This is a genomic window from Candidatus Foliamicus sp. (assembly GCF_965221325.1).
GTDB lineage: Bacteria > Pseudomonadota > Gammaproteobacteria > Steroidobacterales > Foliamicaceae > Foliamicus.
The window spans coordinates 1262511-1277599 of sequence record NZ_OZ244880.1; the positions used below are offsets into that span (position 1 = coordinate 1262511).

The 15089-nt window shown below is 65.0% G+C and carries 2 protein-coding genes; both read left to right on the forward strand.

The annotated features are described in order from the left end of the window. Positions 1-34 precede the first annotated feature (34 nt). Complete coding sequence (locus ACWCOO_RS05745) at positions 35-7615, forward strand: thrombospondin type 3 repeat-containing protein (RefSeq protein WP_446830045.1); 7581 nt, start codon at positions 35-37, stop codon at positions 7613-7615. Positions 7616-7626: 11 nt separating this feature from the next. Next, positions 7627-15057 (forward strand): reprolysin-like metallopeptidase, encoded by a 7431-nt coding sequence (locus ACWCOO_RS05750; protein ID WP_446830046.1) that lies wholly within the window; start codon positions 7627-7629, stop codon positions 15055-15057. The last annotated feature ends 32 nt before the right edge of the window (positions 15058-15089 follow it).

Consider the following 15089-nt stretch of genomic DNA (forward strand, 5'->3'; position numbering starts at 1 on the left):
TGTTACGGACATAACAATCGAGTGTCCTTGCCGAGTGGAAAGCGACGGTGAAACGCTGCGGGTGACGCTGGGCGTGCGTAACGACCACGACCAGCACGACGGCGATGTTCGGCTGACAGTCTATGCAAGCCAGAGGCGGTCGGAATACTGGGATCCCAACGGGGAAGGGTTCAACATCGGTACTCTTGAGCTTGGCCAAGTTGTCCCTTCGGGTGACTCGATCGATTTGGTTACCCACGAAGTCGCTCTGGACCAGTCCCCAGCGGGTTCGTTGTATGTGTATGTCGCCATTAGACAAGAGCCTCCAGAGGAATGGGACCAGGTGTATTCGCCGTCTGGGTCCGCCGACGCTGTGATGATGGAAGGTCCGGTTGATTTGGGCGGTGCCTTCAGTGTGACGAACCACGATTACTTGAAAGATACAGACGGAGACGGCGTCGGTGACCTCAACGAGGAGTTGATGGGCACCAATCCGGAGAACGCGGCTTCAACCCCGGACCGCAATATCGAAATCGACGTGCTCGCGCTTTACGACAACAAGTGGGCGCTTGAGCAAGGGGGCGACCAAAGCGCCCAAACGCGTATCGCGCACGTGTTCGCCTTGGCTAACTCGTACCTCGGAGACAGCGGAGTGGATTTCCGGTTCCGACTGGTGGGTCCGGAAGGAGTTGATGCGGAAGCGGGTAAAAGGATAGACATCGAATTGCGGCGCGGCAAGGCGGAGTTGTATGGAAGCGACCTGTCGATTGCGTTTCGCAGCTATGAAGGCTACTACCGCGGGTATTGCGGTCAGGCTAACGGTTTCGGTTGGGGCCGTCGAGGGCATTTGTCAGACGACGTCCTTCGAAATATTCGTGAGGATGCCTACACCGCACATGTGTATGGCAGTTGCTCGGGGCCTACATTGGCGCATGAGCTCGGCCATTTGATGGGGCTGGCCCACTCCTGGTGGCAGGGAGAGAGAGGCTCTTGGCCTTGGTCTCGCGGCCACGCGGAGGAAGCGGATTTCCATACCATCATGAGCTACTTTCGTAACGGGTCGATCGGGAGGAACGTTTTCTCAAGTCCAGACATACTGTGCGTTGGACACAAAGGGACGAAGCCCTGCGGCGTGGAAGGGGGGCATAGGGCTGCCGATGCGGTGACTCATTTGAACGCCGTTTCGTTTCAGTACTCCCTGATTCGCGAGCGTGTTGACGCCCCGATTGTTGACACGGATGGCGACGGTGTTGAGGACAGCGAGGACGCTTTTCCGAACGATCCGAACGAGTGGCTGGACACCGATGGGGACGGGGTAGGCGACAACGCGGATACGGACGACGACGGCGACGGGCGCGACGACGCCAACGACGCTTTTCCGCTGGATCCGGACGAATGGGTGGATACCGATGGGGATGGCGTCGGCAACAATGCGGACCCGGACGACGACGGCGATGGGCGGGAGGATGCGGACGATGCGTTCCCGCTGGATCCGGACGAATGGGTGGATACGGACGGGGATGGCGTCGGCAACAACGCGGATACGGACGACGACGGCGATGGGCGGGAGGATGGCGACGACGCCTTTCCGCTCGATCCGGCCGAGTGGAGTGATTTCGACGGGGACGGCATTGGCGACAATGCGGACACGGACGACGACGGCGACGGGCGTGCGGACGGCAGCGACGCGTTCCCGTTTGATCCGAACGAATGGAGCGATTTTGACGGCGACGGGGTAGGCGACAACGCGGATACGGACGATGACGGCGACGGGCGCGACGACGCCAACGACGCCTTTCCGCTGGATCCGGCCGAATGGAGCGATTTCGACAGCGACGGCATCGGCGACAACGCGGACATTGACGACGACGGCGACGGCCGGGAGGACGCCAACGACGCTTTTCCGCTGGATCCGGACGAATGGGTGGATACCGACGGGGACGGCACGGGCGACAACGCGGATACGGACGATGACGGCGATGGGCGCGACGACGCCAACGACGCCTTTCCGCTGGATCCGGCGGAATGGAGCGATACCGACGGCGACGGGGTAGGCGATAACACGGACACGGACGACGACGGCGACGGGCGTGACGATGCCAACGACGCTTTTCCGCTCGATCCGGAGGAATGGTTGGATACGGACGGCGACGGTGTCGGCGACAACGCGGATTCGGACGACGACGGCGACGGCCGGGACGACGGCGACGACGCTTTTCCGCTGGATCCGGCCGAATGGGCCGATACGGACGGCGATGGGGTCGGCGACAACGCGGATGCGGACGACGACGGCGATGGGCGTGACGACGGCGACGACGCTTTTCCGCTGGATCCGGCCGAATGGGCCGATACGGACGGCGATGGGGTCGGCGACAACGCGGATGCGGATGACGACGGCGACGGGCGTGACGACGGTGAAGACGCTTTCCCGCTGGATCCGGAGGAATGGGCCGATACGGACGGCGACGGTGTCGGCGACAACGCGGACACCGACGATGACGGCGACGGGCGTACCGACGGGAGTGACGCCTTTCCGCTCGATCCGAACGAATGGCTGGATACGGACGGCGACGGTGTCGGCGACAACGCGGACACGGACGACGATGGCGACGGCTGGGCGGATGACGACGATGCTTTCCCTCTGGATCCGAGTGAATGGCAGGATACGGACGGGGACGGTATAGGCGACAACGCGGATTCGGATGACGACGGCGACGGCATTGACGACGACGTGGATGCGGACGACGACGGCGACGGCGTGACGAACGGCAACGATGCTTTTCCGCTGGATCCCAACGAATGGCGGGATACGGACGGGGACGGCACGGGCGACAACGCGGATCCGGACGACGACGGCGATGGGCGCGACGACGGCGAAGACGCTTTTCCGCTGGATCCGGCGGAATGGGCCGATACCGACGGGGACGGTATAGGCGACAACGCGGACGCGGACGACGACGGCGACGGGCAGGGGGACGGCAGCGACGCTTTTCCGCTGGATCCGGCGGAATGGCGGGATACGGACGGCGACGGTATCGGCGACAACGCGGACCCGGACGATGACGGCGATGGCCGCGACGACGGCAGTGACGCTTTTCCGCTGGATCCGACGGAATGGGTGGATACGGACGGCGACGGTATCGGCGACAACGCGGACGGCGACGACGACGGCGACGGGCGTGCCGACGGCAGCGACGCCTTTCCGCTGGATCCGACGGAATGGGTGGATACGGACGGCGACGGTATAGGCGACAACGCGGACGCGGACGACGACGGCGACGGCTGGGCGGACGATGACGACGCTTTTCCGCTGGATCCGACGGAATGGCGGGACAGCGACGGCGACGGCATAGGCGACAACGCGGACGGCGACAACAAAGTGGACGACGACGGCGACGGCGTAGCGAACGAAGACGACGCTTTTCCTTCGGATCCGAACGAGTGGGCCGACAGCGACGGGGATGGCGTGGGCGACAACGCGGATGCGGACGACGACGGCGATGGGCGCGACGACAGTGACGATATGTTTCCGCTGGATCCGGAGGAATGGCAGGACACCGACAGGGACGGTGTAGGCAACAACGCGGACGGCGACGACGACGGCGACGGGCGTGCGGACCGCAGCGACGCTTTTCCGCTCGATCCGAACGAATGGGTGGATACCGACCGCGACGGTATCGGCAACAATGCGGACCCGGACGACGACGGTGATGGGCAGGAGGATGAGGAAGACGCCTTTCCGTTGAATCCGAACGAATGGGCCGATACGGACGGCGACGGTATCGGCGACAACGCGGATGCGGACGACGACGGCGACGGCGTTGACGACGACGTGAACGCGGACGACGACGGTGACGGCGTGGCGAACGGCGACGATGCGTTTCCGCTGGACCCGAGTGAATGGGCGGATACCGACGGCGATGGCGTGGGCGACAACGCGGACGCCTTTCCGTTGAATGCTTCGGAGTCCGCCGACAGCGACGGGGACGGCGTGGGCGACAATGCGGACGCTTTCCCGCTGGATGCGTCCGAGACAGTCGATACGGACGGCGACGGGATCGGCGACAACGCGGATACGGACGACGACGGCGACGGCACGCCGGATGCCATGGATCTCGCTCCCTTGGATGCGTCCCGGTCTGACCTGCTGTCCTACGAGTTTGCCGGCGAAGGGGTAGGGGACGGCATGTATCCGGGTACATGGCAGGGTGCGGGCGGTGAGCACGCTCACGTTCTGTTGGGCGCGCCCTCTTATGACGATGCAGGGGAAGGCGGTCTTGATAACGGGTCGGCATACCTGATTTCCCGCGAAGACTTCGAACGCCTCGACCTGGCGGACGGTTTGCGGGACCGGGTGATTGACTTGTCCAACATCGCGCATGGGGAGTCGTCGTGGCGTCTGCTCGGCGCGCCGGGCAGCAATGCCGGGCAGGCTCTTGCATCACGCGGTGATATGGACGGCGACGGGGTGGCGGACGTGCTGGTGGGTGCGCCGGGTATGGAGAACGAAGCGGGCGCCGCGTATTTTGTGTCGGGTGCGGACCTTGCGGCTGCGGACGAAGCGGACGGCGCGCGCGACAGAACGGTGCGGCTGGATCTCGCGGTGGGTCTTGGCGGGTCGTTCCGGATTGATGGAGCGGGCTCGGGACACTACGCAGGTGTGCAGGTGGCGGCGCTTGCCGACCGTGACGGCGACGGCAGGGCGGAGCTCCTCTTGGGAGCACAAGGGATGCCTGCCCAGGATTATGGTTCTTGGATGGCGGGTGCGTTCTACCTGGTGGCGGGCGGTGATCTTGAGGCGGCCGATGCGGCGGACGGAGACGCGGACGGGCGGATTGCTCTGGGCAACGTGGCTGCGCAGCCCAACTCCTACCGCTTTGTGCGGGAAGTGGACGGCGATCTTGCCGGCTCGGCGCTGGCGCCGGTGGGCGATGCGGATGGCGACGGCGTGGCGGACATCCTCATGGGCGCTGGAGAGCTGCAGGCGGAACAGCAGGGCGGGGCGTACCTTATATCCGGGGGCCGGCTGGCCGAACTGGATACGGCGGACGGGGCGGCGGATGGCACCATTGCGCTGGCGCGCGCTTCCGGCAACGGCGCCTACCGCTTCGCGGCCCGTGCCGGTAGCACCGATCCGGGCTTGGGCCGCTTTGTGGAGGCGGCGGGCGACATGAACGGCGACGGCGTGGCGGACTTCATGCTGGGCACCGGTGCTGAGCATGCCTTCCTGCTATCGGGCGCTGGGCTGTCCGCCATGGACGCCGGCGACGGCCTGGAGGACGGGCGTATCGATGTCTCCGTGGCGGGCCGGTTCCGGCCGTCGATGGCTTTGGGCTTTGGCGGCGGTGGGACCCTGCGGTTCGGGGCGTCTGCCGATGCCGTGCTGGAGTTGCGTGGCGCGTTCCCGGCTCCCGGCGGCGCCTGCAGTGCGGGCGGCGCCTATCTGTATGCCATGCCGGCGTTGACGGGAGCCGAAGTGAACACCGGGGGGATGATCAGCCGCGAGGCCGTGGAGAGTGCGGGCGCCGCCTATGTGATGCGCGGTGGCGCGCCTTACGACTTTTTGGGGGCAAGCGGCCATGCCTGGACGGACCTGGACGGCGACGGCGCCTCGGACATCTTGCTGGGCGCGGCGCGCAAGGCCCGATTCGACGGGCGGGAGGAATGGCGTCCTCCGAGCGTTTACCTGCTGATGGCGGCGGACTTTGCGGTGCTGGATGCTGTGGATGGCGCGGCGGACCGGCGGCTGCATTTTGCGAACTTTGCCGGCGACACGGACGGCGACGGCGTGATGAATGCGCTGGACGCGGACGACGACGGCGACGGGGTGGAGGATGCGGAGGACGCTTTCCCGCTGGACGCCGGCGAGTGGAGTGACGCCGATGGCGATTGCTGGGGCAACAACGCCGATGCCGATGACGATGGGGACGGAGTTGCCGATGCGCAAGACGCGTTTCCGCTGGACCCGTCGGAAAGCGTGGACACGGACGGCGACGGTATCGGCAACAACGCGGATGCGGACGACGACGGCGATGGGGTGGAGGACAGACTGGATGTATTCCCGCTGGACCCGGCGCGTTCGGCGCTGCGTTCGTTCCGGTTCAAGGCGGAAGCTGCGGACAGCCGGCTTGGACAGTCGCTTGCGGTGATAGGAGACATCGACGGCGACGGCCTGCCCGAAGTGGCGTTGGGTGCGCCGAGTGCGCAAACCGGCGGTGCGGTATATGTGCTGTCGGCGCCGGAGTTGGGCCTGGCGGACAATGCCGACGGTGTGGAGGATGGGGGCGTGGCGGCTTCCGGCATTGCGGCGCGGCCGGGATACTGGAAGCTGCGGGGAAGCCGGGGCCCGGCGGCGGTTGTTGCGGTGTTTGCGGTAGGTGATCTGAGTGGCGATGGTGCGCCGGAGTTCGGTATTGTGACGGGGCCGGACGGCGGGCAGGCGGTGTATGTGGTATCCGGGACGGATTTGGCGGATGCCGATGCCCAGGACGGGGCCACGGATGGCGTGTTGGATTTGAGCGCGCTTATGGGTAACGGGCGGGCGTCGCGTCGCATGTCCGGCCTGCAGCGCACTGCGGGCGACGGGCTTGCTGCGGCGCGCGACGCCGGTGGGGACGACCGCAGCTATCTGCTTGTTGCGGAGTCGCTGGCGGAGGACGAAGCGGGCTTGGTGGGTCTGATCCTCGGGGACATTGGCGCGCAGGCGGCTTATGACGGGACGTTTACCGGAGAGCAGTCCGGCGATGCGGCGGGCCGCGGCCTGAGCGCGGCGGACTTTGATGGCGACGGTCTGTCGGACCTGGTGGTCGGCGCGCCGGGCCGGGAAGACGCGGGTTCGGGCGGCGGCGCGGTGTATGTGATCGGCAGCCGCGACTGGCGGGCGATTGATGCGGAAGACGGGACGCAAGACAGGCGTATTGCCCTGGGCCGCGTGGCCTCGGCGGCGCATTCCTGGAAGCTGCAGACCGATAATCCGCACACGCAATTGGGTGCGCGTGTATTGGTTGGGGATGTGGACGGCGGCGGCAGACCGGACCTGGTGCTGCCTGCCGCGTTCTCGGATGCCCGCCCGGCGCTGCGGGTGTTCGTGACGTCTGGCGATGCCGACCGGCTTGCGGCGCTGGATACGGAGGATGGCGCCGGCGATGGCGAGTTGCGTCTGCGCGTTGGCGACAGTCTGCCAGGGCGCTGGACGTTCGACCTGGATGCCGGGGAAGGTGCGCGCATCGGCCTGGACGATTTCGATGGCGACGGCCGCGCTGATCTGCTTGTGGGCTTGCCGCCGGCGGATCAGGCGAATGGCGTATGCGCCTACCTGTTTGCGGCGGCGGATGTCTTCAGCGGCGCAATGTCGGGCACGGGCAGTGCCGAACCGCTGAACGGTGTGTGGCCGCATCCGAACTCCTATGCGGTGCAGGATTGTCCGGCATGGGGTGACGCCGCGCCCGTGCTTCAGGCGCCCGGCGACCTGGACGGCGATGAAGCGCCGGACCTCCTGATCGGCATCCCGGAATCGGCGGAAGGCGGCGCCGTCTATCTGATCTCCGGGGCTGATCTGCAGGCGCTCGACCGGCTCGACGGCCACCGCGACCGCACCATCTCGCTCGCCAGGATCAACCGCGACCCGCCGCGCTGAGCGCTCCCTTAATGAGCAAGTCCACCGCGGCGGTTCTGGCCGGCCCTGCTGGGTTTGCCGCACTGCTGGCCGCGTTTTCCGGCTCCGCCCCTGCGTATGCGGAGTATGAGGGCGATGGCATCTTCCTTGAATGTCCGTGCCGGATAGAGGGCGACGGCGAAACACTGCGGGTCACAGCGGGCGTACGCAGCTACCTGAACCGCGACAGCGGCGAATTGCGGCTGCGTATAACAGCGGCTGAGGAGCGGTGGGCGATCAGCAGCACCAATATCGCCTCCATAGAACTCGGCGAGATCCTTATGTCGGGTGATTCGATTCCTTCGGTCACGCACGAAGTCACGCTTGAGTCATTCGGCGAAGGCCCGAAAAATCTGCATCTGGAGCTTGAGGAATTGACTGCGGATGGCGCATGGGTGAGGCGGGACAAACTGGCCATGGAGCTACCCGTTGAATTGCACCAAGCATTCGATGTCCCGGATCTCGATTATCTGAGGGATACCGACGAAGACGGCGTTGGCGACGCCAACGAGCGCCTGATGGGAACCGATCCGGAGGACCCGGCTTCAACACCTGAGCGGAACGTCGAAATCGACGTGCTCGCTTTCCGCGGCAACCTTTGGTCGCCAGCCTGGGGAACCGCCGAAGCCTACACGCGCATCGCGCATTCCTTTGCCTTGGCCAATGCACACTTTGGGGACAGTGGAGTGGATTTCCGGTATCGATTGGTCGGCGCGGTTGAAGTAGACCTTGAACAAGGCGAACAGTTGGCCCCCGAAATTGCCCGTACCGCGGTCGAGCTGCACGGCAGCGACTTGTCGGTTGAATTTCGCAAGGGAGGTGGGGGGTTGTGCGGTAGGGCCCACCTGCCCATGTATCGTCGGAGAGGGGACCTGAACAACGCCGAAGTTCAGACTTTCCGCACGGGCGGTTACCGAGCAACAGTTTATAGCGGCTTATTCTTCCCTTGCCCTGCAACGACGTTGGCGCATGAGCTTGGCCACTTGTTGGGTTTAGCTCACTCCAAATGGCAAGGCGAAATAGGGACTTGGCGTTGGTCGCGAGGGCACGCGGAGCAAGCCGATTTCAACACCATCATGAGTTACGGACATGATGGCTCGCGCGGGTTGGGGGTCTTTTCGAGTCCGGGAACATCGTGCGTTGGCAATAGTGGCGAAGCCGAGGCATGCGGCGTGGAAAGGAACCTTGAGGCCGGCGCCGACGCAGTGGCCAGCTTGAATGCGGTTGCGTATCAGTTCGCCCGCATCCGCGATAGCAAACCTGATGCCGATGGCGACGGCTTCGTGGATGCGGTGGACGATTTCCCCCGCGACCCCACGGATTGGCGGGACACCGACGGCGACGGCGTGGGCGATCGGACGGACGAGGATGACGACGGCGACGGTGTGCCGGATGCCGAGGACGTTTTTCCACTCGACGCCGCCGAATCTTCGGACGCGGACCGCGACGGCATAGGCGACAACGCGGATGAAGATGACGACAACGACGGATTCAGCGATACCGAGGACGCCTTCCCGCTGGATGCTGCGGAATGGGCCGATTCCGACGGCGACGGCGTGGGCGACAATGCCGACGCCTTTCCTATGGATGCGCAGGAGACGGTCGACACCGATGGCGACGGCATTGGCGACAATGCGGACACGGACGACGACAACGATGGTGTGGAAGACGGGGTTGATGTATTTCCGCATAACCCGCACGAGTGGCTCGATACCGACGGGGACGGCCTTGGCGACAATTCCGATGGCTTCCCCGAGGACCCCGAGAGGGGAGGCTTGGGCTCTTACGAGTTTGTCGGCGAAGGGGTAAGGGACTCTTTGGAGCCGGGAACATGGGACGGCGCGGGCGGCGGGCAGGCATACGTTCTGTTGAGCGCGCCTTATTACGACGCGTTTGAGACGGGGTCCAACGACAACAGCGGGGCGGCGTACATGGTTTCTCGCGGGGATTTCGAGCGTCTTGATTTGGCGGACGGTCGGCGGGACCGCGTGATTCACTTGTCCAACATAGCGCATGGAGAATCGTCGTGGCGTCTGATTGGCGAGCCGATGAGTTACCTGCGAACCCTGACATCAAGCGGGGACATGGACGGCGACGGCGTGTCGGACGTGCTGGTGGGTGCGTCTTTGGAGAACGATGCAGGCGCGGCATATTTCGTGTCGGGCTCGGACCTTCTAGCCGCGGACGAGGCGGACGGCGAGCGTGATCGAACGGTGCGGCTGGCTCTCGCGGTCGGCCTTGGCGGGTCGTTCCGGCTTGATGGAGAGGGTTCGAATCACTACGCGGGCGTCGAGGTGGCGGTGCTCGCTGACCGGGACGGGGACGGGAGGCTGGAGATTCTTGTGGGCGCTCAGGGGATGCCTGCTGAAGATTATGGTTCGTGGATGGCGGGCGCGGTTTACCTGGTGGCGAGCGGCGATCTGGAAGCGGCGGATGCGGCGGACGGTGATGCGGACGGTCGGATCGCTCTGGGCAACGTGGCCGCGCAGCCGGGCTCCTACAGGTTTGTGCGTGAAGTGGACGGCGACCGTGCCGGTTCTGCGCTGGCGTCGGTTGGCGATGCGGACGGCGACGGTGTGGCGGACATTCTCATAGGTGCCGGAGAGTTGCGGGCGGAACAGAGCGGTGATCAGCGGGGCGCGGCGTACCTGGTTTCCGGGGCGCGGCTGGGCGAGTTGGACGCGGCGGACGGGTCGGCGGATGGCACCGTTGAACTAGCGATCGCTGCCGGCAACGGAGCCTACCGCTTCGCAACCCCGAGCGATGCCGCTTCGGATCTTCGTTTATGGGCCTTGGGCCGATTTGTGGAGGCGGCTGGTGACATGGACGGGGACGGCTTGGCGGACTTCATGCTGGGCGCGGGTTCATCGGCATCCGTTTTGATATCGGGCTCCCGGCTGGGCTTGATGGATGCCGACGACGGCCTTGAAGACGGACGCATCGATGCCTCCCGGGTCGGCAGGTTCCGGTCGTCGATGGCTTTAGTAAATGTTGGCTCCATTGGAAGCCTGCGGTTCGGAGCGGCTGCCGATGTCGCGCTGGAGTTGCGCGGCCAGTTCCACACTCCCGGGGGCGCCTGCCATGTCGGCGGTGCCTATCTGCATGCGATGTCGGCGTTGACCGAGGCTGAATTGAACTCAGAGTTCATGGTTGACCGCGAGGCCGTGGAAAGCGTAGGCGAAACCTACGTCATGCGCGGCGGCGCGCCTCAAGACCACTTAGGGCGTAGTGGCAACGTGTGGGCGGACATTGACGGCGACGGGGCTTCAGACATCTTGTTGGCTGCGGGGCGTGGTTGGAGAGACGATGGGCGTGAGGAATGGCGGCCACCGAGCGTCTATCTCCTGATGGCGGCCGATTTGGCAGCGCTGGATGCGGCGGACGGGTCCGAAGATCAAGTTCTGCATTTCGGAAACTTCGCCGGCGACACCGACGGCGACGGACTTTTGAACACGCTTGACGAGGACGACGACGGCGATGGCGTGGAGGATGGGCTGGACGCCTTCCCGCTTGATGCTACTGAGTGGGTAGATACGGATGGCGATTGCTTGGGCAACAACGCTGATTTGGACGACGATGGCGACGGAGTCATGGATGTACAAGATGCGCTTCCGTTGGACCCGTTGGAAAGCCTTGACACTGACGGCGACGGCATTGGGGACAACGCCGATACCGATGATGACGGTGACGGCGTTTCGGATGCTGAGGATCTTTTCCCGCTGGATAGTTCCGAATCGACGGATTCCGATGGGGATGGCGTTGGCGACAACGCTGACGCTTTTCCATCGGACGCATCGGAGGCCGCCGACACGGATGGCGACGGCATAGGCGATAACGCTGACCCGGACGACGACAACGACGGTACTCCCGACGCGACCGATTTGGCTCCTCTGGATGCGACCCGTACGGATATGGTCTCCTATGAGTTTGTCGGCCAACGACTGTGGGACTTTTTAATTCCGGGGACGTGGGAGGGCGGTGACAACGGACAGCCTCACGTGTTGTTAGGCGCGCGCTATTTCGACGTACCGGGCACCAACGAAAATACCGGGGCGGCGTACATGATTTCGCGAGCGGATTTCGAACGCCTCGACTCGGCGGACGGTCTGCGGGACCGAGTGGTCCACTTGTCCAACATAGAGGAGGGGGAATCGTCGTGGCGGCTTATCGGAGAGCCGGGCAGCCGTGTCGGCCAAGTCATGACATCAACAGGAGACATGGACGGCGACGGCGTAGTTGACCTGCTGTTGGGAGCAACTGGGTTGAATAACTACGCGGGCGGGGCGTACTTCGTGTCGGGTGCGGATCTGCCGGCCGCGGATGCGGCTGACGGCGAGCGTGATCGAACTGTTCGACTGGAACTTGTGGTCGGCAGCGGCCGGTCGTTCCGGCTTGAAGGAGAGGGTTCGAATCATTACGCGGGCGGCGAGGTGGCGGCGCTAGAAGACAGGGACGGGGACGGGCGACCGGAAATCCTCGTGGGCGCTCAAGGATTGTCCGGCGATTCGTATCGTTCGTGGATGGCGGTCGCTGTCTACCTGGTGGAGAGCGGCGATCTGAAGGCGGCTGACGCGGCGGACGGAGCTGAGGACGGTCGGGTCGCCCTGGACAACACCGCCTCGCAGCCGGGCTCCTATCGATTTGCGCGGGAATTGGCTGGCGACCGTGCCGGCAAGCTTGCATCGGTAGGAGACGCGGACGGCGACGGGGTGGCGGACATTCTGATAGGCGCTCAGGAACTACTGGCGGAACAAAGCGGCGATAAACAGGGCGTGGCGTACCTGGTCTCCGGAGCGCGGCTGGGGGAGTTGGACGCCTCGGACGGGTCGACGGATGGAACCGTTGATCTGGCGCTCTCCGCGGGCAACGGCGCCTACCGCTTCGCGACCCCGAGAACTTTTGGTTATAGGTGGAGATTCTGGGGCTTGGGCGCATTCGTGGAGGCGGCGGGCGACATTGACGGGGACGGCTCTGCGGACTTCTTGCTGGAGAGCAATTCGGGTTCATTCTTGATATCGGGCGCAAGTCTAAGCGAGATGGACGCCGCCGACAGCCTTGAAGACGGACGCATCGACACCTCCTGGGTCGGCAGGTTTCCGGCGTCAATGGCATTGGTAGATGTTGGCGTCGGGGGAAGATTGCGTGTCGGAATAGCCGCCGATGTCGCGCTGGAGTTGCGCGGCACACAGCACATTCCCGGCGGAGCCTGCAAGGCTGGCGGCGCCTATCTGAACGCCATGTCGGCGTTGACCGGAGCTGAAGTAGATTCCGACCTTGCAGTCGTCAGCCGGGAGGCCGTGGAACGGGCGGGCGAGTCCTACGTATTGCGCGGAGGTGCGTCGTACGACTGGTTGGGAGCAAGCGGCAACGCTTGGACAGACTTTGACGGAGACGGGTCTTCGGACATCTTGCTGGATGCATCCCGCATGGCTCGATTCGATGGGTTGAAGGAATGGCGGTCGCCTAGCGTGTACCTGCTTGCAGCGGTCGATCTGGCACTGCTAGACGCCGCGGACGGATTGGCGGATCGTCAGTTGCACTTTGGCAATTTTGCAGGCGACACGGACCGGGACGGGCTGTCCAACACGCTCGATACGGACGACGACGGCGATGGCGTTCCGGATGTCGAGGACGCCTTTCCGCTTGATGCTACCGAATGGGGCGATCCCGATGGCGATTGCGTGGGCAACAACATCGATTTCGATGACGATGACGACGGGTTCGTTGACGAGGACGACGCATTTCCGCTCGATCCCACGGAGTGGGTGGACACCGACGGCGACGGCGTGGGCGACAACGCCGATACGGACGATGACGGCGATGGCGTGGAGGACAGGCTGGATTTATTCCCGCTGGATCCGGCGCGCTCGGCGCTGCGTTCATTCCGGTTTGACGCGGAAACGGAAGACAGCCGGCTTGGCAGCTCGCTTGCGGTGATAGGGGATATCGACGGCGATGGAACGCCCGAAGTGGCTTTGGGTGCGCCAAACGCAGAGACCGGCGGTGCGGCGTACGTGCTGTCCACGCCGGAGCTGGGCATGACGGACAACGCGGACGGTGCGGAGGATGGTGCTGTTTCGGCATCAGGCATCGCGGCGCGGGCCGGGTCCTGGGAGCTTAGGGGAGGCGAGGGGCAATCGGCGGTCGTTTCGGTGTTTGCGGTGGGTGATCTGACCGGGGATGGTTCGCCGGAGTTCGGCGTTGTGACGGGACCGGACGGGGAGCAATCCGTGTATGTGGTATCCGGAACGGACTTGGCTGAGGCCGACGCGGAGGACGGGACATCGGATGGCGTGCTTGATTTGAGTGCGCTGTCGGGTAATGGGCGGGCGTCGCGGCGTGTATCCGGGCTGCGGCGCGCTGCGGGCGATGGTCTTGCCGCGATTGGCGACGCGGATGATGACGGTCGTGCGGACCTGCTTGTTTCGGAATCGATGGCGGACGACGAAGCGGGCCTGGCGGGCCTGATCCTCGGGGATGTCGGCGCGCGAGCGATCTACGACTGGACGTTTTCTGGCGAGCAGGCCGGAGATACAGCGGGCCGCGGCCTGAGCGCGGCGGACTTCGATGGCGACGGTCTGTCGGACCTGGTGGTCGGCGCGCCGGGCCGGGAAGACGCGGGTTCGGGCGGCGGTGCGGTGTATGTGGCCGGCAGCCGCGACTGGCGGGCGATTGATGCGGAAGACGGGACGCAAGACAGGCGTATTGCCTTTGGCCGCGTGGCCTCGGCGGCGCATTCCTGGAAGCTGCGATCCGATAATCCGCACACGCAACTGGGTGCGCGTGTATTGGTTGGGGATGTGGACGGCGACGGCAGACCGGACCTGGTGCTGCCTGCCGCGTTCTCGGATGGCAGCCAGGGATTGCGGGTGTTCGTGGCGTCGGGCGATAGCGACCGACTTGCGGCGCTGGATACGGAGGATGGCGCCGGCGATGGCGAGTTGCGTCTGCGCGTTGGCGACAGTCTGCCAGGGCGCTGGACGTTCGACCTGGATGCCGGGGAAGGTGCGCGCATCGGCCTGGACGATTTCGATGGCGACGGCCGCGCTGATCTGCTTGTGGGCTTGCCGCCGGCGGATCAGGCGAATGGCGTATGCGCCTACCTGTTTGCGGCGGCGGATGTCTTCAGCGGCGCAATGTCGGGCACGGGCAGTGCCGAACCGCTGAACGGTGTGTGGCCGCATCCGAACTCCTATGCGGTGCAGGATTGTCCGGCATGGGGTGACGCCGCGCCCGTGCTTCAGGCGCCCGGCGACCTGGACGGCGATGAAGCGCCGGACCTCCTGATCGGCATCCCGGAATCGGCGGAAGGCGGCGCCGTCTATCTGATCTCCGGGGCTGATCTGCAGGCGCTCGACCGGCTCGACGGCCACCGCGACCGCACCATCTCGCTCGCCAGGATCAACCGCGACCCGCCGCGCTGAGCGACTGCAGAAGATAGCCTTTTTGGTATTCG